Genomic DNA, 26,197 nt, shown 5'->3' on the forward strand with positions numbered 1-26,197 from the left:
AATGAAATAGCAGGTTTTAGTTTTGAGACTAAAAAAATTATTTTTTCTCTGGCATCAACATTCCAATAACTTTATCTTTAGTAAGGTATTGTTTTGCAATGTTCTGAAGATCCTTCGCAGTAACTGCATTAACCATTTCCTCAAATTTCAATACGTCTTCTGGACTGTTTCCATTAGTGTAAGACCTAGTTAAATTAGACAGCCAATATCTGTTTTCTTTGCTATCTTTTCTAAAATCAGCCAATTCACCTTCCTTGAATTTAGCTACATCTTTTTCATCTGGACCGTTATCAATGATGTTTTGTAATTCTTTCAACGCAGAAGCAGTTAATTTCTCTGCATTGTCCGGTCCGCATGGGAAACCAATGTTAAAACTGTACGATCCGTTTGGAATTTTATTCATAATGCCTCGCGCAGAAACACCATAAACACCACTTTCATTTTCGCGCAATTGCTCAATTAACTTGATAGTCAAAACCTCGCCTAATGCTTGCATGCTCATAGCATCTTTAGGTGAATATTTAGCATCACCATAGAACATAATGGTCACATTACTTTTAGGATCTGTTCCTTTGTTAACCACTTTTTTCAAGTCGCCTTTTAACATGCGGTATCCTAAATCTACAGTTTTCTCTTTTTTATCTGTTGTAGGCAATGACGCTAAATATTTAGCAGCATAGGCCTCAATTGTAGCATCATCTACATTTCCTACGAAGAAAAATTCAAAATCTGCTGCATTTGCAAAACGCTCTTTGTATTTCTCATACGCTAGTTTATAATCTGTATCTGCCCAAGATTTATCAGTAGGCATGACCCCGTTGAATCTTGGATTCTCCTTGTTCAAGTAGGTATAAAACTCTTGTTGAAAATAGTTTTGTGGTGTAGAAGCCATATTCTTAAAAAAACTAGATTGCTTTTGTTTAAAAGCTTCAAAAGCTTCGGGATCTAAATTCAAATCCGTAAAATAAGCGTATGTCATCTGAAAAAGATACTCTAAATCCTTTGGTGTTGCAGATCCACGTAAACCTTCTGTAGTGCCACCAATGTAAGGATTCACTCTTGCGATTTTACCCGTCATGAATTTATTGATGTCATTCAATTTTAATCCTGAGAATCCGGCTTCTGCCAAAGCTCCGTTTGCAAACTGAACTTTCTTCATCTCCTCATTCGAATACAAATTAGATCCACCAAGACTTACTGCTTCAAAAAGAACTTCATCGTTTTTAAAATCTGTATTCTTATAGGTAACTTTCACACCATTTGATAATACTAGTGTTTTAGTCCCAATTTTTGGATTGCTTTCACGACTCACAATGCTACCTGATTTTACTTCATTACGGAGTAAACTAGTGGCAACAGCAACGTCTTCATAGGGTTTTAGTTCATCTGAATTCACTTTTAAAGCATCAAGTACCTCTTGTTCAGTGACTTTTTTCAAACCTGCTTTTTCTGGCCCTGTCAAAATAATGACACGATTATCCTCTTTTACATATTCTTTAATCAAGCCATTTACATCTGCTACTGTAATCAAAGGAATGATTTGTTTTAAAGTTTCATACGTCCATTCGATTCCTGGAACCGGTTCCTTCTCTAAGAAATTAGCCTGAAACTCTCCAACAAAATTAATGGAGTTCGTTTTATTTCTGTCGTTATAGCTTTTTTCAGTTGAAGCTAAAAATTCTGATTTTGCACGGTTTAATTCACCTTCTGTAAATCCAAATTTCTTTGCTCTTTCATTTTCAGTTACCAAAACTTTCAACGCCGCTAGCTGCTTATCCTCTTGTGACATCGCCACAGATTGATATCCTTTTTTGGTTCTTGCAAAAGTCCCACCATAATAGGAATAACCATAAGTAAAAGGAGGAGTTGCTGAATTGGTTAGCTCATCTAATCGTGAATTTAACAAGGTTGCAAATAATCCTTCAACAAGAGAATTTTTAAAATCTCCCACAGTGGTCATTTGTTTTGGAGCGCCGTAATCTTTATAAAGCAACTGTACTTGCGCACTTGAAGCTTCTTTGTCACTCTCTACCGCTACAAAAGTTTCCTTGTGATTAGGAACATCATATATTTTTCTCGGTTTTTCCTTAGCAGGATTTTTATAAGTAGCAAAATGAGAAATAATTTTCTTCTCCATTTCTACAACATCAATATCTCCTACTACAATAACACTCATTAGATTTGGTCGGTACCAATCTTTGTAAAAATTAACTAACGATTGGTGCTTGAATTTTTCTAGCACTTCTTTTTGACCTATTGGCAAACGCTCTGCATAATGAGAATCATGCATCATTTTAGAAAGATAACGACCCATCATTCTTTTTCCAGCTCCTAAACCTAGTCTGTATTCCTCTAGAACTACGCCTCTTTCTTTATCAATTTCTTCTGGTGTCAAAACAGTATTGAATGCCCAGTCTTCGATAATTTGAAAACCTTTTTCTAATTTTTCAGGATCATCAGATGGAATTGGTAAAAAATAAACCGTTTCGTCAAAACTAGTATACGCATTTAAATGCTGTCCAAATTTAACACCAATACTTTGTAAATAGTCGACCAATTGGTTTTTTGGAAAACGTTTGGTTCCATTAAAACACATGTGCTCCATAAAATGCGCCAATCCTTGTTGGTCGTCGGTTTCTAAAATAGAACCTGCGTTCACTACCAACCTAAGATCTACTTTCTTTTCTGGTTTGGCATTTTTCTTGATGTAATAGGTTAAGCCATTTTCAAGCTTGCCTGTTTTTACAGTTGAATCAAAAGGAATTGCTTTTGAATAATCCATTTGCTGTGCAAAAACAGCTAAAGGAAATAGCATTGCACCCAATACTACTTTGTTGATTTGTTTCATAGTTTTTGTTTATTTGAATCAAAAATAATACGATTACTCTTAACATTTAAAATATTATATTTTAATTAACAGAAATTACACACAAATTATATTTCCCTTAGACAATAGATAATCGTGTAAAAACGAACAGTATTCGCTATATTTACAACCTCTTAAGTGCTGCAAAATGACAAACCCTTTTCTTAAAATAGTTTTCTTTTTTCTTTGTGGATTCACAATCAATTCTACCCTTGCTCAATCCGAAAAAGAAACCACTGCGCCTTACAACATCAAAACCATTTCTTTCTTGCAAAGTGACCGAAATGTGATTCCAATTTTCAAACTTGGAGAGGGTTTTCAACTCCAGTTTGATGATCTTTTTGGCAATGAAGCCAATTATTATTACGAAATAATTCATTGTGATTACAATTGGGTTGCTACCCCAATTCCAAAAAACGAATATTTACAGGGATTTGACAATCAAAGAATTCAAGATTACACAAATTCATTCAACACCTTGCAAATCTACTCGCACTATAAAGTATCGATTCCCAACCAGTTTACACAGCAATTGCGCATCAGCGGGAATTACATCCTTAAAGTTTTAGACGAAAATAAAGACGTAGTTTTTTCTAGAAAGTTCATTTTATATGAAGATCTAGCTACTGTCCCAATGCAAGTCAAGCGCGCGCGGACAGTAAATAGTATCGAAATGAAACACAATTTAGAGTTTAGTATAAAATCTAATCAATTTACTTTCCAAAATCCAATGAAAAATGTTCGCGTGTTGCTGCTACAAAACGGACAATTTAATACTGCCATCAAAAATATAGTCCCACAATACACGATTGGGAATGATCTCATGTATAAATACGATCCTGAGACACAATTTTGGGCAGGGAATGAATTTTTATTTTTTGAAAACAAAGACATTCGCTCTGCAGCAAATAATATAGCAAAAATTGACTCAAACACGCCTATTTATGGGTCTCACTTGTATACTAATGCCGCGCGAGCCAACTTCCCTTATTCCTTTACCCAAGATGTAAATGGTGATTTTGTTCCTACTAATGTAAATGCCAATAATCCTGAAATCGAAGCAGATTATTTATGGGTTTATTTTACCCTTTCGGCTCCAACTTTTAGACTAAAAAAAGATATTTATATTGGCGGAATGTTTAATAATTACAGCATAACCCCAGAATACAAAATGAATTATAATGTACAAAAAAGCATTTATGAAAAAGCTATTTTGGTCAAACAAGGATTTACAAACTACAAATATACCATAGCAGATGAGAGAGGAGTGATCGACCATGAAAATGCAATCGACGGAAACTTCTATCAAACTGAAAATGAGTACACTGCATTGGTCTATTACAGGGAAAACATAGACCGTTATGATCGCGTAATAGGGAAAGGAAACGCAAACTCTATAAACATCGTCAACTAAAAAAACTTTTTGAGAATTAACCAAAACAAATTCAATTTTTTGTAAATTTGTCAATAATAATTAAAAATTCATACATTTTATATGGTTTCTCAAATAACAAGAGGCATAAAAATATCAGTATTGACTAGTTTTGAAGGTACCTACTTCAAAAACTATAAGATTCATTTTGCCTTTAGTTATGTAATCACAATCGAAAACCACAGTAAAGATTCCGTGCAACTGATTACACGACACTGGGAAATTTTTGATTCCTTAAATGAAATCGAAATAGTCGATGGCGAAGGAGTAATTGGTAAAAAACCAGTATTAAAACCCGGCGAGCAACACACGTACAGCTCTGGCTGCCTGCTATCATCTCCGTACGGCGCTATGAAAGGATACTTCAACATGATCAATTTTACTTCTACAAGAAACTTCAAAGTGATCGTTCCCACTTTTAGGTTGTGCGCCCCATTTGCGTTGAACTAATTTTATAAATAGGAGCTAATCCTGCTATTCATTTCAAGTTTTTTCTTACTCCTTTATTTTTTTCTAAACAAATCAGGAGCTTCTAGGGTCGCTCTTATTTGTCAAGAAAAAATATAATGAGACCGCAAAAAGCTTTCCATTTCTATCAGGGCTATCAGACGAATATTCCTTTTCATCCGTTTTAGTTTAGGTCTAAAAATATCATTTCTTTAAAGAAACCTTTGTACTTTTGTATTTTAGTTACAAAACACAACACCCATTTTCTAATTTTATAATTTTACAAATATGTTAAAAGGATTTTTTCATGTACCAAAAGCAGTCAACGAGCCCGTAAAAAGCTACGCACTGAACTCTCCAGAAAGAGCAGCTGTCAATGCAGCCTACGCAGCAATGTGGAATTCTAAAATTGATGTTCCGCTGTATATCGGAAACGAAGAAGTTAGAACTGGAGATACAAAAATAATGTCAGCACCACACGATCACAAACACATCGTGGGTACGTATCACCAAGCCCAAAAATCACATATTGAAGACGCAATTGCAATTGCACTTCAAGCTAAAACGGCTTGGGCAAATATGGCCTGGGAACAACGCGCTGGAATTTTTCTAAAAGCAGCGGAGCTATTAGCCGGACCATACCGAGCTAAAATCAATGCAGCAACCATGATTGCGCAATCTAAAACGGTATATCAAGCAGAGATTGATGCTTCTTGTGAATTAATTGACTTTTTGCGTTTCAACGTACAATACATGACACAAATCTACAACGAGCAACCAAAGTCTACCTCAGACATGTGGAACCGTGTAGAATATAGACCTCTTGAAGGATTTGTATACGCTATTACTCCTTTCAACTTTACAGCAATTGCAGGAAACTTGCCTACTAGCGCTGCCTTAATGGGGAATGTAGTCGTTTGGAAACCTGCCGCAACGCAAGTGTATTCTGCTAACTTATTGATGCAAATATTTAAGGAAGCAGGATTGCCTAATGGAGTGATCAACATGGTTATGGGAGACTCTGGAATGATTACCAAAACCTTATTGGCCAGTCCAGATTTTGCAGGAGTACACTTCACAGGATCTACAGGCGTTTTTAATGACATTTGGGCAAAAATTGGAACCAACATCAGCAAATACAAAACCTACCCAAGAATTGTAGGAGAAACAGGTGGTAAAGATTTTATTATCGCACATCCGTCTGCTAATTCAAAACAAGTCAGTACAGGAATTGCTCGTGGTGCTTTTGAGTATCAAGGTCAAAAATGTAGTGCTGCCTCTCGTGTTTACATCCCGCAAAGTTTATGGCCAACTGTAAAAGCAGAGTTAGAAGCCGATTTAAAATCAATGAAAATGGGTTCTCCAGAGGATATGAGCAACTTTATTACTGCTGTAATCTCTGAAGGTTCATTTGATAAATTAGCGCGAGCTATTGATCAAGCTAAGAAAGACACTGATGCAGAAGTAATTATGGGTGGGAATTATGATAAATCAAAAGGGTACTTTATTGAACCTACAGTTATCTTGACCACAAACCCAAAATACTCGACTATGGAAACCGAATTATTTGGACCCGTAGTTACTATTTATGTATACGAAGATGCCAAATGGGCGGAGACTTTGGATTTAGTTGACACTACATCAGAATACGCTTTGACAGGTGCTGTTTTCAGTCAAGATCGTTATGCTATCGAAGAAGCAACAGTAAAACTGCAAAATGCTGCTGGTAACTTCTACATCAATGATAAACCAACTGGAGCAATTGTAGGAATGCAACCATTTGGTGGAGCAAGAGGATCAGGAACCAATGATAAAGCTGGTTCTATGCAAAACTTATTGCGTTGGACTTCGGCTAGAACAATAAAAGAAACTTTTGTTACTCCAATTGATTACAGGTACCCGTTTTTGGGAGAATAATTAGCAGTCCTAAAGTTTGAAGTTCGGAAGTCTTAAAGCGCTTTAGTTACTATCGAAAAGTCGAATCTAAAATTTAGATTCGGCTTTTTTTTATTTAATTCTTTCTTTAGACTTTATGACTTTCGACCTTAAGACTAAACCGTAAACTTCAACGGCAAGTGCACTACTTTTTTAGTTTCAAAAAATTCATCTTCGAAAAAATCAGCTAAGTTGTACTCGGTAGCTTTCGGGAAATCTTTTAACTCTTCGGTTAAGTCGCCTCCTTTTAAATAGAGAATTCCGTTTTTCAATTCGTGTTTGTTGTTCTTTTTGATTTTAGTTTTCACCCAAGAAACAAAATCCGGCATATTCGTCACGGCACGACTCACGATAAAATCGAAATCGCCTTTTACATTTTCGGCACGTAATTGTTCTGCTTTTACATTTTTTAATTCTAAACCATCCGCAACCGCCTGAACCACTTTAATTTTCTTGGCAATAATATCAATCAAATGAAAACGGGTTTCTGGAAAAAGAATCGCCAAGGGAATTCCTGGAAATCCGCCACCAGTTCCTACATCTAACACATAAGTTCCTGGTTCGAATTTTATAATTTTGGCAATTCCCAACGAATGCAGTATATGTTTGGTATACAAAGCGTCAATATCTTTTCTAGAAATAACATTGATTTTTTCATTCCAATCATGGTACAAAAAATCCAATTTTACGAACTGTTCTTTCTGAATATCAGTTAAATCAGGGAAATACTTTAGAATCTCATCCATCTATCAATTTTTTAACAAAAGTAATACTTTACAGTTAAAATATTTATCTCAATTTTGTATATCCAAAATTTTATAATAATTACCTTTGTACCTTATACTTATTATATGAATAACACCGCACCAACATTTGCTAAACAAGATAGCTTAAAATTCTTTAGAACTCTCAACTCTCGGGTTAACAGTTACTTCAAAGAAAACAACATTCAGAAAACAGGAAATTGGAGACTATACCTAAAAACGATAATTCTCTTTTCCGTTTTTCTCGCTCCTTACTTTTTAATTCTAACACTTGGCATGCCATTTTGGGCACACCTTCTATTGACGATTGTCATGGGAATTGGTATGGCAGGAGTGGGAATGAACGTGATGCACGATGGCAATCACGGCTCCTATTCTAATAAATCATGGGTCAATAAATTCATGGGTGGTACTATTTATGTGCTAGCAGGAAATGTATACAACTGGCAAGTACAACACAATGTATTACACCATACTTATACTAACATTCCCGGTCACGATGAAGACTTAGATGCTGGACGTGTTATCCGTTTTACTAAAGAAGCAAAATGGTATAACTTTCACCGTTTTCAACAATATTATTCTGTTTTCTTATATGGATTATTGACTTTCAACTGGGCTATTACAACTGATTTCAAACAGATGAGAAGCTACTTGAAAAGAAAACTATCGTACGGCGAAGCTAAAAGCCCAAAAACACTTTGGACTACTTTAATTATTACCAAAATAATTTATGTTTCTATCTGGATCGTGTTACCAATCGTTATTGGAATTACGTGGTGGAAAGTGCTTATTGGCTTTTTTGTGATGCATTACACAGCAGGTTTAATCCTAAGTATCGTATTTCAATTGGCTCACGTGGTAGAAGAAACCACTAACCCATCTCCGAATGAATTAGGTGAAATGGACAATACTTGGGCGATACACCAATTGTTTACTACTACAAATTTTGCACCTAAAAACGCTATCGTAAATTGGTACACCGGAGGGTTAAATCACCAAATTGAGCACCATATTTTCCCAAACATCAGTCACGTACATTATGGTAAAATTGCAAAAATCGTAAAAGAAACGGCTCAAGAATGCAACTTGCCGTATTACGAATACAAAACAATGCGAAGCGCGGTAATTGCTCATTTCAAACATTTGAAAGAATTGGGCCAAAACCCAGCAATCAGCGCATAATTTCCGTTGTGCATGGCAACTGTAGAGATCCACTGCAGTGCATCTCTACAGTATCAAATAAATAAACTAACTACAACCAACTTAAAATGAATCCATTATCCGATAGAATAAACAATTTATCTACCTCGCAAACATTGGCTATGGCAGCATTAGCCAGAGAATTAAAAGCGCAAGGGAAAGATATCATTAGTTTAAGCTTAGGGGAACCTGACTTCAATACACCCGATTTTATTAAAGAAGCGGCAAAACGGGCTATTGACGAAAATTACAGCACCTATTCTCCAGTAGAAGGCTACCTAGAATTAAAAGAAGCTATTTGTAGAAAATTCAAAAGAGACAATGATTTAGAATACAAACCGTCTCAAATTGTAGTTTCAACGGGAGCAAAACAATCGCTTTATAACATTGCACAAGTCATGTTAAACGATGGTGACGAAGTTATTTTACCAGCACCGTATTGGGTTTCGTATTTCGAAATCGTGAAATTATCTGGTGGCGTTCCTGTAGAAGTTCCTACATCTGTAGATACTGATTTCAAAATCACACCCGAACAATTAGAAGCGGCGATCACACCAAAAACAAAAATGATGTGGTTCAGTTCCCCTTGTAATCCAAGCGGATCTGTGTACAACAGAGAAGAATTAACGGCATTAGCCAGAGTGCTAGAAAAATACCCACACGTATATGTTGTCGCTGACGAAATCTACGAGCACATCAATTTCTCAGGAACTTTTTGCAGCATCGCATCGATCCCAGGAATGTTAGAAAGAACAATCACCGTAAACGGAGTTGCTAAAGCTTTCGCCATGACAGGTTGGAGAATTGGATATATTGGCGCACCAGAATTCATCGCTAAAGCGTGTACAAAAATTCAAGGTCAAGTAACCTCAGGAGCAAATTCTATCGCACAACGCGCTACCATTACAGCAGTAGATTCTGATCCAAGTGTATTAAAACACATGGTTGACGCTTTCCACAGTCGTAGAGATTTAGTGGTAGGATTATTAAAAGAAATTCCAGGTGTAAAAATCAACGTTCCAGAGGGAGCTTTTTACGTATTCCCAGACATTTCTTCTTTCTTCGGAAAAACATTGAAAGGAACCGAAATCAAAAATGCAATGGATCTTTCAATGTATCTTTTGTCCGAAGCTAACGTAGCAACAGTAACAGGTGACGCTTTTGGAAATCCTGACTGTATCCGTTTCTCTTATGCAACCAGCGACGAGATATTGAAAGAAGCATTAAAAAGAATCAAAGATGCTTTGGCATTATAGTCAAATCTCATAAAATCGAAAGTTAGAAAGTCAAAAATTCAACTTACAATATCATCAAAGCCTCAAGATATTCTTGGGGTTTTCTTGTTTTTGGGCGTGACCACAAGGGTCGGGTTTTCCGCTGCAATCTTTATATTTTTAAAGAAAAAATACAAAGGATTTCCACTGCACTCCCTCACGCAAACCCTGTCAAAATCATATTTATTCTGATGCAGTACGGAATTTTGGTGAGCTGTACTTACACTTCTTAACACATTCAGAAACATATTGAAATCTCTGATGATTTATGTTTTAAATTTTATACTTTTAGAATAATAACTAAAAACAAACTTCTATGATAAGTGAAAATTTTACTTTTATCAAAACTGATAAAAAATTAGTAAAATTAAATTTCAACGAAATTACCGTAATTAAAGGTTTAGGAAATTATGTTGAAATTCAAACAACAGAAAATAAAAAATATATTTATTACAAATCGCTAAAAGATTTAATTGAAAACTTACCAAACGAATTTATGAGAGTTCATAATTCGCACATAGTAAATTTAACTAACATTGATGTTCTAGAAGATAATCATATAATTGTAAAGAACTTAAAAGTTGCAGTCGGAAAAAGTTACAAAGAATGTCTAAATTCGGCTATAAATAAATACATGTTGTAATTACAAAATAAGAAATAGAAATAACGAAATAAGAAATCAATACGTTTGTATAAAAAGTTTTTAAAAAAGGTTTATTACGTTTTAGTTTACTCCAAAGAAGAAAATAAAAAACAATTTTAAAACTAATTTTAATCGTAATTATGGCCACTCAAAATTCAAAAGCACAAGAATTAACTAAAAATTATCCGTTAGAAAAAGACGTTTTAACAATCGATGGAATAATCAAAGCATTTTATGAAATCGTTTCAGGAGAAGCAGGAGAAAAAAGACAATGGGGAAGAGATTCATCAATTCATGATCCTAATGCAATTTATTCATATTTGGACAACGTAAATGGGGAATTAAAACAAGTAACAATGTCGCTGAAAGATTTCCACAAAGAAACCGATGCAATGATAATTGAAACTGCATTTTATGAAAGTGAAATCAATAGAGAAGTCAGATTATTTGGAAATATTGCACATGTTTGGAGCACATATGAAACGAGATTGGTAAAAAAATGGACCAGTAGCAAGAAGAGGAATTAATAGTATTCAACTTTTCTTCGATAAGGGAAAATGGAGCATTGTTTCGCTCATATTTGAAAGAGAAAGAGCAGAAAAAATTCCAAAAACTTTTGAACCAAATTGATTAATTTAAGTCAAAAAAAAATATCATCAAACCGCCATTTGCAAAATAGCAAGTTTAGTATAAATTTGAGTAGGTATTGTAATTGTAAAATCAGTATTTAATTGAAAATTTAGACTTACTTAATCCGCCACATATACAAGAAATCAAATGTTAGATATCACCTAAAATATTTATAAAAAAATCAAAAAAATATTTGTTTAATATTGAGACAAAAGAAGTAAAATCGACCACTCTACTTTAGTAAACAGTTCTTTATAATCAAATCAAAACCCAAACCATCATGCTAACCGCCATCAACCCAAAGTTACCCATGCGTAACAAAGCAATTACACGGAATTTCTACATCAACCAATTGGGTTTTCAGGAATGGGGTAATGCAGACTTTGATGGGTATTTGATGGTGCAAAAAGACAGCATTGAAATTCATTTTTTTGAGTTTGCAACCATTAATGCTGTCGAAAATTACTCAGGAGTTTATATTCGGGTGCAGGATATCGAAACCGTCTATATCAACTTCTTGAACAACGGCGTTGCCATTCATCCCAATGGTCCTCTGGAAATCAAACCTTGGGGACAAAAAGAATTTTCGATATTGGATCCGGATCATAATCTATTGACTTTCGGGCAAAGTTTGTAGTGAATGAGCAGTCATAAAAAAGCAATTTAGTATTTTTACATTCTAATTAAGACTTCAAAAAAATGAAAATACTATTGCTAGGCTCAGGCGAATTAGGAAAAGAATTTACAATCGCTGCACAACGCATCGGCCAAATCGTAATCGCTGTAGACAGTTACGAAAATGCTCCGGCAATGCAAGTTGCCCATGATTTTGAAGTCATCAACATGCTAGACGGAGATGCGTTAGACAAAATCGTTGCCAAACACCAACCAGATTTCATCGTTCCTGAAATAGAAGCCATTAGAACCGAGCGTTTTTATGATTACGAGAAACAAGGAATCACTATAGTTCCTTCTGCGAAAGCGGCAAACTTCACGATGAATAGGAAAGCAATTCGGGATTTAGCATCCAAAGAATTAGGTTTAAAAACCGCCAAGTATCGCTACGCCACCACTGCCGAGGAATTGCAAAAAGGAGTTGAAGCGGTTGGAATGCCCTGCGTTGTAAAACCCTTAATGTCTTCGTCCGGAAAAGGACAATCAACCATAAAAACCGAAGCTGATATCGAAAAAGCATGGAATTATGCCGTGGAAGGTTCCCGTGGCGATGTGGTAGAAGTAATTGTAGAAGCCTTTGTCAAATTCAATTCGGAAATCACATTATTAACGGTGGTACAAAATAATAACCCAACACTTTTTTGTGCGCCAATTGGTCACCGTCAAGAACGTGGCGATTATCAGGAAAGCTGGCAACCCGCCAAAATATCCGACAAGGATTTGTACGAAGCGCAAGACATGGCCGAAAAAGTAACCGAAGCTTTAGGCGGTGCAGGACTTTTTGGAGTCGAATTTTTCTTAACTGATGATGGTGTTTATTTCTCGGAATTATCGCCGCGACCTCATGATACAGGAATGGTAACTTTGGCTGGAACGCAAAACTTTAACGAATTCGAATTGCATTTACGAGCTATTTTGAGTTTGCCTATTTTCGAAATTACATTAGAAAAAGCGGGAGCGAGTGCTGTAATTTTAGCTTCGGAAAATTCTACAAATCCAACCTATTCCGGAATAGAAAATATTTCCGCTTTACCAAAAACTGATTTCAGAATCTTTGGCAAACCATCTTCAAGACCGTATAGAAGAATGGCCGTAGCTTTAGTCAATGATACTTTAGAAACTCCAATTGAAGAAGTGGTAGAAAAAGCAAAGAAAGCAGCAAGTTTGGTTACCGTGCACTCGTAATTATATTTAATGAACTCTAATATTATAACGAAAACAAGATGGGAAATATCCGCTAAATCCGTGTCATCAGCGTTCTATTTTTTCATCTTGAAAGTTATCGTTTAACCATTTGAAAGTTCTACTGAACCTTTAAATACCTTTGCCAATACTAATCACGATATCAAATTCAATAATCCATAACTGAATAATGATTATCCTCGTTGCCTTAAAGGCAAAGTTTTCAATGAAAAAAGTATATTTTTCAATTTTGGATTCCCTCAAATGAACGAATAGTGTTCTCATTGCAATTACAAATTCGAAAAATAACCCGGTTACTTTTTTGGAGCCATGTATGTAAAATGTGGTTTAACAGTAGCGCAAGGAATTGCAACTTATGTTATTGCTCAATTCTTCTTTAAAGAAACTTTCGATTTACGAATCATTCCAATCATTGCCGTGGTGATTATTGCATTGGCTTCTATTAATATTCGTCTTTCCAGAATATTGTGGATTTACATGTTCAAAAATTATTCGATGTAAAAAAAACCAGTATCTTAGCTAAAGTAAAATTTAATCATTTATGAAAAAGATATTATACTTAGCTCTTTTGTTCTCTGCAACACTTGCTAGCGCTCAGGATAAAAAAGAAGAACCAAAACCTCAAATTGTTGAAGCTTCATGCGGACAATGTCAGTTTGGGATGGAAGGACACGGTTGTGAATTAGCTGTTCGCATTGACGGTAAATCCTATTTTGTTGATGGAAGTTCCATCGACTCCCATGGTGATGCGCATGCCAAAGATGGTTTTTGTGCTGCCATAAGAAAAGCAGAAGTGGTTGGTAAAGTGGTCGACAATAAATTCAAAGTCACCTCATTCAAATTATTACCAAAAAAATAAAAAAAGGGCTTAAAGAAAATTCTTTAAGCCCTTTTTAATTACTTCGATTTCATACTCAATTTGAGATTGATATTATCAAAACTAGAGATATCAATTACTTCTTCCAAGTCTACATCAAAAGAAATTTTAATACTGTCACCCACTATTGTAACTGGCAGTTGATTCGATATTTGGGATGAACCCACAAAAATATTAGGATAATCTTTGACTTTGAAATAATAAAAGCTATTGCCGTTTTTGACATCGTTTTGAATTCGGGTCACCACTGATTTCAGCGATTTTTTATTCGACACACTATTCGGATTTATTTTATTATCTGCCATATTGTAAACGTTTTTAAACGAAGTCAAGGTTTCTCGCATGGTATTGCCAACGCCCACAATCGTGTAATCCGAAATGGCCACCATCGCAAACATTTTAACCAATCCGCCATCATCCTTCAGTGTCATGACATAAGTTGGTATGTTGTTGATATTATAAGGAATAGGCAATGAAGCCTTATATCCTTTCTCCTGAACTTTCCCTTGAGCAGAACTTTGAGCAGCAAATTCAGTGGCTCCACCTTGTTTATAAAAAGTAGTTTCTTTAGTTCTGGTATCCACCAATACAAAGCCTACCGCTGATTCGTCTTTCCCAACCGAAGTCAATCCTGTATACCAATAGGATTTACTGTCTTTTCCATATACCAATGTCAATCCTTCTGTGATTTGAAGCTTGTCTGCATTCGAAAAATTCCAGTATCCATGCACATATTCACCCCAATCATTCAATTGGTCTTCGATAAATTCCAAGGGCTGAATTCGATCTACCCATTTTGGAGTTTTAGCAATTTTATAGGATCTCATGGCACCAGATTGTGCATTAACTACAAGAGTACCTATGGCTTCTTTTCCTGAAAAACCTACTTTTTTTGCATATTTAGTGATAATCCAATACGGATTTCCAGCATCATCAATTTCAAAACTAAAATCAGCTAAACCTATTGTGGCATTGCCATTAAAATAGACATGTCTGTGAATATCACTCTGAAAATAAGCGCCTTGCTGGTACTTAATTTTGATGGCTTTACCAGCTACGTTCTGCACTAGTCTAACATCGCGTTCATTTGTTGCCGAAACCATAACATATCCTGCAGTTCCTTCTTGATTGTTAAACCATTTAAAAAAACCAGAATGTAACAATGGCGCTACCCAATACAAATTATTATTTACTTTTTGGATACAAAAATCCCCAAGCTCTACTTGACTCCCCAAAGCGGGTTGCGAACCTAGAATTTTCTCTCCAAGCAGATGGGCAAGCTCCTCATCGACCACACGGATTTTATCAATTGAAATTGGCGCAATGTGATTGGTGATTTTTTGACCATTTTTAACCTCGCCTATTAATTTTTGATACGACTCGGAACGAAACATTTTTAGGCTTGTTGCAAAAGGCAAAACGATGCAATACACTAATAAAACAAGTACGGTAAATACTAAAAACCGATTTGGTTTGGATACGATCTTAATCTGACTGGTTTTTCCAGCGATCGCATATCCTGTAGAAAAAAGTACTGCAACAACAGCAATTACAAGTAAAATAAAAGCAAAACCCGTAAAGCCGTAATTGAGAACGGGTAAATTACCATAAAATAATAAAAACCCTAAAACCAATAAAAAAACGAAACCGCTAATTTTTCTCATGTCAAATGTTGTTTAGTACCAATTAGTCTGACAACTTCAAAAAGCGTTACAATGATATTCCAAAAAAAGCAAACTGCTGTCGCTTGTAAAAAAATAGTATTTTTGCAAGCTGATTGAAATAAATTTTCAATCCCTAGTAATTTTCAATTTTTAAAATAAACATATGAAAGCATACGTATTTCCAGGTCAAGGCGCACAATTTACAGGTATGGGTAAAGACTTATACAAGAGTAATCCACTTGCGAAAGAATTATTTGAAAAAGCCAATGAAATTTTAGGTTTCCGCATCACAGACATAATGTTTGAAGGAACTGCCGAAGAATTAAAAGAAACCAAAGTAACACAACCAGCTGTTTTCTTGCACTCAGTGATTTTAGCAAAGACCCTTGGTGCCGATTTTAAACCAGAAATGGTAGCGGGACATTCTTTAGGAGAATTCTCCGCATTGGTAGCAAACGGTGCTTTATCTTTTGAGGACGGATTGAAATTAGTTTCCCAAAGAGCGTTGGCAATGCAAAAAGCATGCGAAATAAAACCTTCGACTATGGCAGCCGTTTTAGGATTGGCTGACAACATCGTTGAAGAAGTTTGCGCTTCAATTGACGGAATTGTAGTGGCTGCAAACTATAACTGTCCCGGACAACTAGTGATTTCTGGCGAATACAATGCTGTTGAATTAGCCTGCGAAAAAATGAAAGAAGCTGGTGCCAAAAGAGCCTTAATCTTACCAGTAGGTGGCGCTTTCCACTCTCCGATGATGGAACCAGCCAGAGAAGAACTAGCTGCAGCTATTGAAGCCACTACTTTCGCAACTCCTATTTGTCCAGTATACCAAAATGTAACAGCAAGTGCCGTTTCTGACCCGAACGAGATCAAGAAAAATTTAATCATTCAGTTGACCGCTCCTGTAAAATGGACACAATCGGTGCAACAAATGATACAAGACGGTGCTACTTTATTTACAGAAGTTGGCCCGGGAAAAGTGTTAGCTGGTTTAATTGGAAAAATTGATAAAGAGGCGGTTACAGCAAATGCATAATTAGAATTTAGTAACAGTTTTAAGATAGAGTCCTCATAATTAATTTTATGAGGATTTTTTGTTTTAAATAACTCTTTAATTTCTTCAAAATAATTATTTATAAATTCCGAAATCAAATAATCTTGATTATTTTTATAAAAAAACAAAACAAGTTTTTCTAAAAACATACAACGGAAAGTTTTAACTTCTCTTTATATTTTATTTCTATCGATGCTTTTTTTTACTGCCTTTTTGTAAACTATAAATAATTTAAACAACCTAAAATAAAAATAAAGTTTATAATTAAATTGTACGTTGTCAATAATCCATTGAGGCTTTTGTTTTCTAATATACGCTGTTTGTACAATTGCTTCTTTAACAACTTTAGTGTCTATATATCCAACCTTTGATTTAAAAATTTCATTCCCTTTTTTAACTTCATTAAATTTGTATCCTTCTAATAACAAAAAGCCAAAACCACAATAAATCGCATTAATTTCTGTTAATAATTCATTTTCTTTTTCGCTCTTCTTCTCTATACCATGTTTTATAATTAATTGATAGTGAGACATTTCGTGAGCTAAAATAGCTACCTTCTGTTTAAACGTCTGATTGACAGTACTAGCATTTATAAAAATACAGTTTAGTCCATCTATTGTTTGAAATTTTCCAGCATCAATATTGCTTAGTAATATCACTTTAATAGGTTCAGTAATAAGAAGATGAATCCTCATCAAATCCGCAATAGTTTGAAGTTTTTTTTCTATATCAATAGAAATATTAAATTGCGCATTAAAGTAATAATGTGTTAGTTGATAATTTAATTGTGTTGGCTTTTTTGATAAATTATTTTTTAAAAACCAAACAATTTCGCTAACTTCATTTTTACTGCAATCGTAATATATGTCTGTCAAAATAATTTTTTTTTAATGATAAACTTTTTTATTAATCGAATTCTAATATCATAAAAATACTTTTTAATGATTTATTATAGTATATCAAAATAAATATAATTGAATTCTTTTAAAATCGTTATTCAACTTTACTAAATTTATTTTATAACTAATGTAATCTTTTTCAAAAATAACATATAGTAATTGATCTAAATAGTTAGAAATCTCATCCTTAAAAATTACTTTTTCCAAGGATACGCTTTTATTCTTTTAACCATCTCAACTTTAAATTCTTCCGGAGTATACCCTCTTTCCATTTCTGCATCAAAATCAAAAGTAGATTGATCAATACCTTTTTGTTTCGTTTTGGAAACATTATAAGATACTGCAGGCTCTTCAACTTTAGTTATTTTAGAATTTCTTTTTTCAGCATCCATGATTGATTCATTTATCTAACGAATTTACAACAAATTACTTAAACGATAAAATCCCAAATTATCCTTGTGATAATTTGGGATTCTATTATTAAACTGAACACTAATCCCGAATCGTCGGGACTGATCACTGAATACTAACTTCTTATTTTCTGTTCCCATTTCCAAGCACTGGCCATCGCTTCTTCTAGCGTGGATTGTGCTTTCCATCCCAAAACATCGTTAGCTTTATCGGTATTGGCGTATGCCGAGGTTATATCGCCTTCTCTTCGTCCTACTATTTTATACGGCAACGATTTTCCACTCACTTTTTCAAAGGAGGCTATCACTTCTAAAACAGAGCTTCCCGTTCCGGTTCCTAAATTAAAAGTTTCTACTTTAGTTGTATTTTTTTTATCCAATAAGCGTTGCAATGCGATTACATGGGCTTTCGCCAAATCTACTACGTGAATATAATCACGAATTGCGGTTCCATCAGGAGTTGGGTAATCGTCTCCATAAACAGCTAATTCTTTACGTAATCCAAAACCGGTTTGCGTAATAAACGGTACTAAGTTTTGCGGAACTCCCAATGGCAATTCCCCAATTTCAGCTGATGGATGTGACCCAATTGGATTGAAATAACGCAACAAAATAGCGTTGATATTAGTGACTTTGGCCGTGTCTGTGATAATCTCTTCCCCTATTTGTTTGGTATTTCCATAAGGAGACATGGCTGTTTGAATGGATGCATTCTCAGTAATTGGCATCGTTTCGGCTTGACCATAAACCGTACAAGAGGAACTAAAAATAAAATTGGCTTCTGTTTTTTGTTGTAATTCCTTCAAAATGTAAACCAAAGCATTGATATTATTTTCATAATACAACAACGGATTTTCAACACTTTCGCCCACCGCTTTTGAAGCTGCAAAATGAATCACACCTGATATGTCATGATGTCTTTTAAAAAAATCTTGAACTTTATCTTTTTCTCTTAAATCAATTTTTTCAAAAACAGGCCTCACTCCAGTAATGTTTTGAATTCCATCTAGAACATCCAAAGAAGTGTTAGATAAATTATCTACAACCACTACTTCGAATCCTTTGTTTTGCAATTCAACAACGGTATGTGATCCTATAAATCCTAAACCTCCTGTTACTAGTATTTTCATGCGTTATTTATTTTTATAAAAAATCTTATTAAGCTAGTTCTGTTTCATAAAAAAGACGCTTATCAAAGCGTCTTTTTTACTTTATTTTAAAAATTCTAAAACACTCGATGTAATGAATTCTATTTGATCATCGTCCAATTCTGTATGCATTGGTAACGAAAATACTTCTTTCACTAACTGATTGGTTACCGGAAAATCTTCTTCTTTATACCTATCATCAGCATATGCTTTTTGCGAATGCAACGGAATAGGATAATAAATTGCACAAGGAATGCCTTTGTCTAATAAATGTTGCATCAATCCATTTCGATCAGCATCAAGGATTCTTAAAGTATACTGATGAAATACGTGACAGTCGCAAATATCACAAATGCTCGGTGCAATTATATTTTTGTGCCCTTCAAAAGCCGCAGAATATTTACGTGCTGCATCTTGTCTGGCTTTTCCGTATTGATCTAACAAAGGTAATTTGGCATTCAAAACTGCAGCTTGTATGCTGTCCAATCTTGAGTTTACACCCACTACATCGTGGTGGTAACGCTCATACATACCGTGGTTTACTATTCCGCGTAGTTTGTGAGCTAAAGCATCATCATTAGTAAAAATAGCACCACCATCTCCGTAACAACCTAAGTTTTTAGAAGGAAAAAAAGAAGTTGCACCTACGTGACCAATAGTTCCTGCTTTCTTTTTTGTACCGTCAGAGAATTTGCAATTAGCGCCAATAGCTTGTGCGTTATCTTCAATCACGTACAAATTATGTTCTTTGGCTATAGCCATAATTGCTTCCATATTGGCCGCACGTCCAAACAAGTGAACCGGTACAATGGCTTTTGTTTTTGGAGTTATGGCTTTACGAATCCCATCAATAGAGATGTTCATATTGTACATATTTACATCTACTAATACGGGAGTTAACTGCAACAAGGCAATTACCTCAACAGTAGCTGCAAAAGTAAAATCGGCAGTGATGACCTCATCGCCAGGTTTTAAATCCAATCCCATCATTGCAATTTGCAAGGCATCAGTACCATTGGCACAAGGAATTACGTGCTTTACATCTAAATATTCCTCTAGTGATTTTTGAAATTCGTGCACTTTAGGTCCGTTGATATACGTATTGGTGTCTAACACTTCTTGAATAGAGGCATCTACAACATCTTTTATTTTTTCATATTGACTTTTCAAGTCAACCATTTGGATTTTTTTCATTTCGATTTTCAGTTTAATGTTCGAAAGAGAAGCCTGCTACTGCATTCTTGTTCCTTTCTTAAAACGAAGAACAAAAATAGTTATTTATGTCTTGATACCAATACAACGTTTCTTAAAAAACTGGGAATAAAATAAAATAAACTGCGCTATCTTGAAAATTAAAAAAAATGATGCGTTAGAAATTCATTTAAAGAAAACGTATTTTAGCCCAAAATTTTTAGTCATGCTTTTTATCTATAATTTAGTAGTTCTATTTGCAAGTTTTCTTGTAAAGATAGTAGCGCTTTTCAGTCCCAAAATGAAACTTTTTGTAGACGGCAGAAAAGGTGTTTTTACGCAAGTTGAACAGCGAATAAAACCAACCGACAAAACAATTTGGTTTCATGCAGCATCGCTAGGCGAATACGAACAAGGATTGCCTGTAATCGAAAAGATAAAAAAACAATTCCCAAGCCATAAAATTGTCTTGACTTTTTTTTCTCCTTCAGGTTACGAAGTCCGAAAAAACAATGCTGTAGCTGATGTAACGGTTTATTTACCAATGGACACAAAGAAAAATGCACAACAATTTCTTGACCTCATTCATCCCGATATGGCATTTTTCATCAAGTACGAATATTGGCCAAATTATTTAAACGAACTACAGAAAAGAGATACGAAAACCTATTTAATTTCAGGGATTTTAAGAGAAAACCAAGCTTTTTTTAAATGGTACGGCGGCTTTTACAGAAAAGCACTCGATGCTTTTACTTACTTTTTTGTACAAAATGAAAGTTCAAAAAATTTACTGTATACCTTGGGCAAAACAAATGTTGTAGTATCTGGTGACACTCGTTTTGATCGTGTGGCTACCATTTTAGAAAAAGACAATACACTTGATTTTATTGCTCAATTTAAGGACAGCACAGTGACAATTGTTGTTGGAAGTTCGTGGCCAAAAGATGAAGATTTCATTGTAAACTTCATTAATTCGACTGCTTTGAATGTGAAATTTATAATTGCTCCGCACAATATTAAAGACGATCAAATTCAAAAACTCAAAAACAGCATTAGCCAAAAAACTGTTTTATTCTCTGAAAAAGAAAATAAAAACCTAGCCGATTTTGATGTCTTTATCATTGACACCATTGGGATTTTGACCAAAATCTATAGTTATGCCGATATTGCTTATGTAGGTGGAGGCTTTGGGAATCCCGGAGTGCACAATGTATTAGAACCAGCTACTTTTGGTGTTCCAATCGTTATTGGTTCCAACTATTCGCATTTTGCAGAAGCAATCGCATTGGTTAACATGCAGGCGTGTACGGCCGTAAACAATCAACAAGAACTCAACGAAGCTTTTGAAAATTTAATTCGAAATGAAGACATCCGTCACGAAAAAGGACATATGTGCAGCACTTTTGTACAAATGAATAAAGGCGCAACACAAATGATTGTGAGTCGAATTTAACCAATTGTTGTGGGTTTTATCAAATAAGTTGCAACAATTAAATTAGTATAGTCAACCAATAGACCGTTCACAAATAAATAAACCATTAAGATCATTAAGAAAATTAAGATTCATTGTGCTTACTGGTTCTTAATTATCTTTATGATTTAGAAAACAAGCTAATTTTGACAATACTTCCAAAAGAACTATAAACTAAAATTCAAATTAATAAACATTGACTTTTTGAATGAAGAGGTTGTTGCAGCTACAAACTGAGCTTGTCTTTGAAATTACTGGCTTGTCGTCTAGAAATTTCCACTTTAATATCTTTTGGAAGTTCTGCTAAAAGATTTCCGCTAAACCAGGTTTCAATTTTGCCAATGTATTGCACATTTACAATTTGGTTTCTATTGGCTCTAAAAAAATACTTCTCAGGAAGTTTTTCCTCAATCTGATTTAATGATTTGTTGATCGTGGTTTTTTCATTTTGAAAAAATACTTTGGTGTAATTACCATCGACTTCAAACAAATAAATATCGGAGATTTTGACCAACCAGCATTTTTCACCATCTCTAATGAAAATCTGATTGTCTAAAGCTAGTTTCTTCTCATTTTTTTCGGCTCTTTCGATCAAGTTTGTATTTACTTTTTCTACGGCTTGCGCAAACCTTTTTGGATTGATTGGTTTTAATAAATAATCGAGCGCATTGTATTCAAATGACTTGATGGCATACTCATCAAAGGCAGTTGTAAAAACCGTAATAGGTACATTATCGAGCATTTCAAGCAAGGCAAAACCATCTTTTTCAGGCATGTTGATGTCCAGAAAAAGCAAGTCAGGCTGAGTGTTGTTGATGAGTTCAAAACCCAAATCTACATTTTCGGCTTCACCAATGATTTCAATTTCAGGGTGATTTTTTATTAATTCCTTTAGCTCATTGCGAGCCAAACGAGAATCTTCGACTATGACAGCTTTTATTTTTTTCATCGGTTACTAAGAAATAGGTAGTGTTATTGTGGCAATGACTTCATTTTCAACTTCACTTAGTGAAAAAGTGGCGCTTTCGCCATAAATCAATTGTAATCTTCTCTGAATATTTTTGAGACCTAACTGGGTTGTACCTTTTTGTTGCGAAAGTTGCCCTGTATTATTGACTTGAATATGTAAATCTGTATTTTCTTTTTTAATTTTCAACAGTAAAATACCGCCGTGTTTTAGTTGTGAAATTCCATGCTTAATGGCATTTTCAATCAACATTTGAATGATCATAGGCGGGATAGGCAATTTTAAAGTCTCTTCTTCTATTTCTGAAATAAATTGCAATCGATCCTCCAGTTGAATTTTTGAGATGGCGATAAAGTTTTCGACCATTTCAATTTCTTCCTCAAGTGCAATGGTATTGATTTCACTTTTTGTTAAAGAATACCGTAACATGTCAGACAATCTCGTAATCATTTCCCTTGATTTCATAGGATTTTCCAGAATCAAACCGCGAATATTGTTTAAACTGTTAAACATAAAATGCGGATTAATTTGTCCTTTTAAAGCATTGATTTGTGACTCTTTGAGCGTAGACTCTAACTCTAATCGATTCATTTTGTTGTTTTTTAAGAGCAGGATAGCCTTAACAACAGAATATGAAATTATCCACAAAAAAAACAAAATAGAAAACAAAATGATGAATACAATATTTGCCAATAAACTTTGGCTGGGATGATTTAAAACTTCTGGCCTTTTATACACATACGTAAGCATCAAATAGTTATACCCCATTATGAATGAATAATAGATAGCGATTGAGATCACAAACACTACAATTATTTTAAAAAGATCTCTTTTCGTAAAACTTTCAAAATCAATATATTTATTAAAAAAGAACCGTACTGAATACGTTACAAAAAGGATAGCAACTGTAAAAGAAACATAGTCCAAAACCAATTGCCATTTTTCATATCCTAAAACATTTCTTTTAGGGTCTAACATTGGAGGTATAAATATAAAACTCAGTAGAATGGTCCAAATGAAAATTTGAATGATCCAAAACGTGTTTTTTCTTCTTGATATTTTTTCTATCGAATTCGTTTTCATTGTTTTATTATGAAATTAATGCTGCGCCGTACTCAGCAATCTTTATAACTGTAATCAAAATCAGTTTTACCATCGTTTTGGGTTTTAAATTAAAATATTTCTTTTAAAACTTTGGCGAAGTACAACTACTCCGCCAAAAGTAAAGTTTTTAAAATTAATTTTTATTTTTTTAGGTACTGTGCAAAAAAGCCCATCATTGATTTATACAATTCTATTCTATTTGCTTCTCTACCAAAACCATGACCTTCATCGTATTTCACCATATAAGGAACATAGAATTTTTTTGCTCTAAGTGCCGCTACAATTTGATCTGCTTCTTTGATGGTTACTCTTACATCATTTGCCCCTTGAACTACAAACAATGGTTTTTTAATTTTATCAACATGGTAAATTGGTGAAACGGAACGAGCAATTTCGGCTTCAGTCGGAATATCCAAATCGTACCATGATTCTTTAAACGATTTCAAATACGGCTTCCAGTGTGCAGGAAAAGAGGCAATAATAGTTTCAATGTTAGACACCCCTACATAATCTACCCCGCAAGTATACAAATCAGGAGTTTTTACAAGTCCCATAAGCGTTGTATATCCTCCATGACTGGCTCCGTAAATAGCCATCCTATCCTTATCTACCCAGCCTTGTTTGATTACATATTGTACTCCATCTTCTATATCGTCCATCACTTTACGGCCAATTTGTTTAAAACCTGCTCTCATAAATTCTTTACCAAATCCTCCCGAAATCCTAAAATTAACGTGCAACGTAGCGTACCCTCTACTAGCAAACAATTGGTCTTCGGCTATATAATTCCATGAATCTCTAACTCCTTGAGGTCCACCATGAGGAACGACTATCAATGGAACTTTTTTGCCACTTGAGACCTCTTTTGGTAAGGTAATATATCCATGAATCGTTAATCCATCTCTACTTTTAAAAGTAATAGGCTGCATACTCGCCATATCCTCTTCTTTTAATTGGGGTACTAAATCGAAAAGGAATTTTATTTTATCTTCGGCAACATCATACTGGTAATATTTTCCTTGTATTTTATCACTAGTTACCAATATCAAATACTTGTCCTCGGCCTCCGTATTGCCCATCACATAAATCTGTTGGTCCCCAAATTCTTTTCTGAATTTTTTATAATACTTTTTAAAAGTCGAGCTTACAGGCATTACTTCTACTTTTTCTCCATTGAAACCCACATAGTCAATTTCGTAGTTTCGTTTTTTTGACAAACTCAAGATAGTAGCATCATAGGTGTCATTAGAATATATTTCTTTCAAAATTTTCTTTTCTTTGAAGTCATATAAAACAACTCTAATCTTATCCGAATCCAAGTTGGTTAATAGGTACGCATCATCTGGATTTTGCGTCGCGTAGTTAAAAGACAAGACATTAAAAGTTCCGTCCCAATCGGTTTTATTAAAAAAATCAAATGTTTTAGAGCCGCTGCTTTTATAGAAATAATGATTTTCGACACCATTTACAATTCTACGAAATCCTTTTAAGTTCCCGTTTTCATCAAAATCATATCCTACAATTGCAATACTTACATCATCGTTTGTATAGAGTTTTTCCAGCTGTCCCGTTTTTACATTGACTTTAAATGGTTCACTAACTTGCGGATTATCTTTATTCATCGTGATTATTAAATAATCTTTTTGCTTCTCAACCGTTTTTAAAATGGCTGCTTTTATACCATCATAAGGTGTCAAATTAATGGTATTAGAGCCATCTAAATCAGTGGCGAAAATTTGGTAGTTCTCGTTACCTCCTTTGTCCATTGTATATACCAAGCGCTCGTTGTTAATCCAGAAATACTCTCTTATTAATTCTTCTTTTTCTTTTATAGCTAAAAGAATTTCTCCTGTATTTGTATTTTTAACATACACATGCTTTTTTCCAGATGCATCTTTTTCTTTGTAAGAAAGAAACTTACCATCAGGCGAGAGTTGAAAATTTGATGCTTTAGATTTTTTAAAGAAATCCTCTACACTATATTTATAAGTTCCTTTTTCAAAAGCGGCTAATTTCTCAAGATCTTCTTTTGACGATGGGAGAGATACATCACCAGGTTTCTTAATTTCTGCTGGAGCCGTTTGTGCATTGGCATTTGACAATCCCATTATTGCTAGCGCAAGTACTATGATATTTTTTTTCATGATTTAAATTGATTTGATTGACTTGATTTGATTGATTTGATTGATTAATGATCTAATTGTTTATGCCAATTTCAATTTAGGAGATTAACATTTTAATTAGATAATACAGGGCAAAGCCTACTAAAAGCCCTAATACTGCACTTACTACAACTTTACCTTTCTTTAGAATTTCTGTTCTCATTTTTGTTTGTTC

General features: G+C 34.4%; 23 protein-coding genes. 13 read left to right on the forward strand and 10 right to left on the reverse strand.

The features are described from left to right. Window positions 1–37: 37 nt before the first annotated feature. Entirely contained in the window at window positions 38–2,848 is a 2,811-nt protein-coding gene (locus ACNQGB_RS00700) for a M16 family metallopeptidase (protein WP_417943521.1), read from the reverse strand. A gap of 166 nt (window positions 2,849–3,014) precedes the next feature. Between ACNQGB_RS00700 and ACNQGB_RS00705 the strand changes: the two genes are divergently transcribed. The 3 genes from ACNQGB_RS00705 (at window position 3,015) to pruA (ending at window position 6,662) form a co-directional block, all read left to right on the forward strand. Next, a complete protein-coding gene (locus tag ACNQGB_RS00705; RefSeq protein WP_417943520.1) occupies window positions 3,015–4,280 on the forward strand; it encodes a type IX secretion system plug protein in 1,266 nt (421 codons plus the stop codon). Between the two features lie 81 nt (window positions 4,281–4,361). Further along, window positions 4,362–4,748, forward strand: a complete 387-nt coding sequence (gene apaG / locus ACNQGB_RS00710; protein ID WP_309755094.1) for a Co2+/Mg2+ efflux protein ApaG — start codon at window positions 4,362–4,364, stop codon at window positions 4,746–4,748. 285 nt (window positions 4,749–5,033) lie between these two features. Next, a complete protein-coding gene (gene pruA / locus ACNQGB_RS00715; protein ID WP_417943519.1) occupies window positions 5,034–6,662 on the forward strand; it encodes an L-glutamate gamma-semialdehyde dehydrogenase in 1,629 nt (542 codons plus the stop codon). A 134-nt stretch (window positions 6,663–6,796) separates the two neighbouring features. Here the strand turns inward: pruA and rsmG are convergent, their stop codons facing one another. Beyond that, window positions 6,797–7,426 carry a 16S rRNA (guanine(527)-N(7))-methyltransferase RsmG gene (gene rsmG / locus ACNQGB_RS00720; protein WP_417943518.1) on the reverse strand — a complete coding sequence of 210 codons (630 nt, stop codon included), beginning with the start codon at window positions 7,424–7,426 and terminating at the stop codon, window positions 6,797–6,799. A gap of 105 nt (window positions 7,427–7,531) precedes the next feature. Here rsmG and ACNQGB_RS00725 point away from each other — a divergent pair, with 105 nt between their 5' ends. The 8 genes from ACNQGB_RS00725 (at window position 7,532) to ACNQGB_RS00760 (ending at window position 13,931) form a co-directional block, all read left to right on the forward strand. Continuing rightward, window positions 7,532–8,629 carry a fatty acid desaturase family protein gene (locus ACNQGB_RS00725; protein ID WP_309755075.1) on the forward strand — a complete coding sequence of 366 codons (1,098 nt, stop codon included), beginning with the start codon at window positions 7,532–7,534 and terminating at the stop codon, window positions 8,627–8,629. 86 nt (window positions 8,630–8,715) lie between these two features. Further along, window positions 8,716–9,903 carry a pyridoxal phosphate-dependent aminotransferase gene (locus ACNQGB_RS00730; protein WP_417943517.1) on the forward strand — a complete coding sequence of 396 codons (1,188 nt, stop codon included), beginning with the start codon at window positions 8,716–8,718 and terminating at the stop codon, window positions 9,901–9,903. A gap of 334 nt (window positions 9,904–10,237) precedes the next feature. Then, window positions 10,238–10,564 (forward strand): LytR/AlgR family response regulator transcription factor, encoded by a 327-nt coding sequence (locus ACNQGB_RS00735; RefSeq protein WP_417943516.1) that lies wholly within the window; start codon window positions 10,238–10,240, stop codon window positions 10,562–10,564. A 140-nt stretch (window positions 10,565–10,704) separates the two neighbouring features. Beyond that, the gene (locus ACNQGB_RS00740; RefSeq protein ID WP_417943515.1) at window positions 10,705–11,091 is read left to right on the forward strand and encodes a hypothetical protein; all 387 of its coding nucleotides are present in this window, start codon (window positions 10,705–10,707) and stop codon (window positions 11,089–11,091) included. A 383-nt stretch (window positions 11,092–11,474) separates the two neighbouring features. Further along, a complete protein-coding gene (locus ACNQGB_RS00745; protein ID WP_417943514.1) occupies window positions 11,475–11,831 on the forward strand; it encodes a bleomycin resistance protein in 357 nt (118 codons plus the stop codon). A gap of 62 nt (window positions 11,832–11,893) precedes the next feature. Further along, window positions 11,894–13,054 carry a formate-dependent phosphoribosylglycinamide formyltransferase gene (purT, locus tag ACNQGB_RS00750; protein ID WP_417943513.1) on the forward strand — a complete coding sequence of 387 codons (1,161 nt, stop codon included), beginning with the start codon at window positions 11,894–11,896 and terminating at the stop codon, window positions 13,052–13,054. A 327-nt stretch (window positions 13,055–13,381) separates the two neighbouring features. Continuing rightward, window positions 13,382–13,573 (forward strand): hypothetical protein, encoded by a 192-nt coding sequence (locus ACNQGB_RS00755; RefSeq protein ID WP_417943512.1) that lies wholly within the window; start codon window positions 13,382–13,384, stop codon window positions 13,571–13,573. Between the two features lie 40 nt (window positions 13,574–13,613). Continuing rightward, on the forward strand, window positions 13,614–13,931 hold the full coding sequence (locus ACNQGB_RS00760; protein ID WP_309758625.1) for a DUF6370 family protein: 318 nt from the start codon (window positions 13,614–13,616) through the stop codon (window positions 13,929–13,931). Window positions 13,932–13,969: 38 nt separating this feature from the next. On the opposite strand, the gene ACNQGB_RS00765 is transcribed toward ACNQGB_RS00760, so the two are convergent. Next, window positions 13,970–15,613: a hypothetical protein gene (locus tag ACNQGB_RS00765; protein WP_417943511.1), complete on the reverse strand. Its 1,644-nt coding sequence runs from the start codon at window positions 15,611–15,613 to the stop codon at window positions 13,970–13,972. A 163-nt stretch (window positions 15,614–15,776) separates the two neighbouring features. On the opposite strand from ACNQGB_RS00765, the gene fabD reads away from it, so the two are divergent. Next, window positions 15,777–16,652: an ACP S-malonyltransferase gene (fabD, locus tag ACNQGB_RS00770; protein WP_417943510.1), complete on the forward strand. Its 876-nt coding sequence runs from the start codon at window positions 15,777–15,779 to the stop codon at window positions 16,650–16,652. 191 nt (window positions 16,653–16,843) lie between these two features. On the opposite strand, the gene ACNQGB_RS00775 is transcribed toward fabD, so the two are convergent. The 4 genes from ACNQGB_RS00775 to ACNQGB_RS00790 form a co-directional block, all read right to left on the reverse strand. Then, window positions 16,844–17,545 carry a hypothetical protein gene (locus tag ACNQGB_RS00775; protein ID WP_417943509.1) on the reverse strand — a complete coding sequence of 234 codons (702 nt, stop codon included), beginning with the start codon at window positions 17,543–17,545 and terminating at the stop codon, window positions 16,844–16,846. Between the two features lie 218 nt (window positions 17,546–17,763). After that, entirely contained in the window at window positions 17,764–17,961 is a 198-nt protein-coding gene (locus tag ACNQGB_RS00780; RefSeq protein WP_417943508.1) for a hypothetical protein, read from the reverse strand. 134 nt (window positions 17,962–18,095) lie between these two features. Further along, window positions 18,096–19,109: a UDP-glucose 4-epimerase GalE gene (gene galE / locus ACNQGB_RS00785; RefSeq protein ID WP_417943507.1), complete on the reverse strand. Its 1,014-nt coding sequence runs from the start codon at window positions 19,107–19,109 to the stop codon at window positions 18,096–18,098. An 81-nt stretch (window positions 19,110–19,190) separates the two neighbouring features. Next, the gene (locus tag ACNQGB_RS00790; RefSeq protein ID WP_417943506.1) at window positions 19,191–20,321 is read right to left on the reverse strand and encodes a DegT/DnrJ/EryC1/StrS family aminotransferase; all 1,131 of its coding nucleotides are present in this window, start codon (window positions 20,319–20,321) and stop codon (window positions 19,191–19,193) included. 223 nt (window positions 20,322–20,544) lie between these two features. On the opposite strand from ACNQGB_RS00790, the gene ACNQGB_RS00795 reads away from it, so the two are divergent. Further along, window positions 20,545–21,771, forward strand: a complete 1,227-nt coding sequence (locus ACNQGB_RS00795; protein WP_417943601.1) for a 3-deoxy-D-manno-octulosonic acid transferase — start codon at window positions 20,545–20,547, stop codon at window positions 21,769–21,771. A 244-nt stretch (window positions 21,772–22,015) separates the two neighbouring features. Here ACNQGB_RS00795 and ACNQGB_RS00800 read toward each other — a convergent pair whose 3' ends face one another. The 3 genes from ACNQGB_RS00800 to ACNQGB_RS00810 all read right to left on the reverse strand — a co-directional run bounded on the left by ACNQGB_RS00800 (window position 22,016) and on the right by ACNQGB_RS00810 (window position 26,004). Beyond that, the gene (locus ACNQGB_RS00800) at window positions 22,016–22,738 is read right to left on the reverse strand and encodes a LytR/AlgR family response regulator transcription factor (RefSeq protein WP_417943505.1); all 723 of its coding nucleotides are present in this window, start codon (window positions 22,736–22,738) and stop codon (window positions 22,016–22,018) included. A 6-nt stretch (window positions 22,739–22,744) separates the two neighbouring features. After that, entirely contained in the window at window positions 22,745–23,839 is a 1,095-nt protein-coding gene (locus ACNQGB_RS00805) for a sensor histidine kinase (protein ID WP_417943504.1), read from the reverse strand. A 161-nt stretch (window positions 23,840–24,000) separates the two neighbouring features. Beyond that, complete coding sequence (locus tag ACNQGB_RS00810; protein WP_417943503.1) at window positions 24,001–26,004, reverse strand: S9 family peptidase; 2,004 nt, start codon at window positions 26,002–26,004, stop codon at window positions 24,001–24,003. Window positions 26,005–26,197 lie beyond the last annotated feature (193 nt).

The sequence above is a fragment of the Flavobacterium frigidum genome (assembly GCF_048286795.2).

Excerpts from the sequence above, each read along its gene's own strand:
- ACNQGB_RS00700 (WP_417943521.1), bottom strand. The coding sequence starts at position 2,848 with ATGAAACAAATCAACAAAGTAGTATTGGGTGCAATGCTATTTCCTTTA.
- ACNQGB_RS00705 (WP_417943520.1), top strand. The coding sequence starts at position 3,015 with ATGACAAACCCTTTTCTTAAAATAGTTTTCTTTTTTCTTTGTGGATTC.
- apaG (WP_309755094.1), top strand. The coding sequence starts at position 4,362 with ATGGTTTCTCAAATAACAAGAGGCATAAAAATATCAGTATTGACTAGT.
- pruA (WP_417943519.1), top strand. The coding sequence starts at position 5,034 with ATGTTAAAAGGATTTTTTCATGTACCAAAAGCAGTCAACGAGCCCGTA.
- rsmG (WP_417943518.1), bottom strand. The coding sequence starts at position 7,426 with ATGGATGAGATTCTAAAGTATTTCCCTGATTTAACTGATATTCAGAAA.
- ACNQGB_RS00725 (WP_309755075.1), top strand. The coding sequence starts at position 7,532 with ATGAATAACACCGCACCAACATTTGCTAAACAAGATAGCTTAAAATTC.
- ACNQGB_RS00730 (WP_417943517.1), top strand. The coding sequence starts at position 8,716 with ATGAATCCATTATCCGATAGAATAAACAATTTATCTACCTCGCAAACA.
- ACNQGB_RS00735 (WP_417943516.1), top strand. The coding sequence starts at position 10,238 with ATGATAAGTGAAAATTTTACTTTTATCAAAACTGATAAAAAATTAGTA.
- ACNQGB_RS00740 (WP_417943515.1), top strand. The coding sequence starts at position 10,705 with ATGGCCACTCAAAATTCAAAAGCACAAGAATTAACTAAAAATTATCCG.
- ACNQGB_RS00745 (WP_417943514.1), top strand. The coding sequence starts at position 11,475 with ATGCTAACCGCCATCAACCCAAAGTTACCCATGCGTAACAAAGCAATT.
- purT (WP_417943513.1), top strand. The coding sequence starts at position 11,894 with ATGAAAATACTATTGCTAGGCTCAGGCGAATTAGGAAAAGAATTTACA.
- ACNQGB_RS00755 (WP_417943512.1), top strand. The coding sequence starts at position 13,382 with ATGTATGTAAAATGTGGTTTAACAGTAGCGCAAGGAATTGCAACTTAT.
- ACNQGB_RS00760 (WP_309758625.1), top strand. The coding sequence starts at position 13,614 with ATGAAAAAGATATTATACTTAGCTCTTTTGTTCTCTGCAACACTTGCT.
- ACNQGB_RS00765 (WP_417943511.1), bottom strand. The coding sequence starts at position 15,613 with ATGAGAAAAATTAGCGGTTTCGTTTTTTTATTGGTTTTAGGGTTTTTA.
- fabD (WP_417943510.1), top strand. The coding sequence starts at position 15,777 with ATGAAAGCATACGTATTTCCAGGTCAAGGCGCACAATTTACAGGTATG.
- ACNQGB_RS00780 (WP_417943508.1), bottom strand. The coding sequence starts at position 17,961 with ATGGATGCTGAAAAAAGAAATTCTAAAATAACTAAAGTTGAAGAGCCT.
- galE (WP_417943507.1), bottom strand. The coding sequence starts at position 19,109 with ATGAAAATACTAGTAACAGGAGGTTTAGGATTTATAGGATCACATACC.
- ACNQGB_RS00790 (WP_417943506.1), bottom strand. The coding sequence starts at position 20,321 with ATGAAAAAAATCCAAATGGTTGACTTGAAAAGTCAATATGAAAAAATA.
- ACNQGB_RS00795 (WP_417943601.1), top strand. The coding sequence starts at position 20,545 with ATGCTTTTTATCTATAATTTAGTAGTTCTATTTGCAAGTTTTCTTGTA.
- ACNQGB_RS00800 (WP_417943505.1), bottom strand. The coding sequence starts at position 22,738 with ATGAAAAAAATAAAAGCTGTCATAGTCGAAGATTCTCGTTTGGCTCGC.
- ACNQGB_RS00805 (WP_417943504.1), bottom strand. The coding sequence starts at position 23,839 with ATGAAAACGAATTCGATAGAAAAAATATCAAGAAGAAAAAACACGTTT.
- ACNQGB_RS00810 (WP_417943503.1), bottom strand. The coding sequence starts at position 26,004 with ATGAAAAAAAATATCATAGTACTTGCGCTAGCAATAATGGGATTGTCA.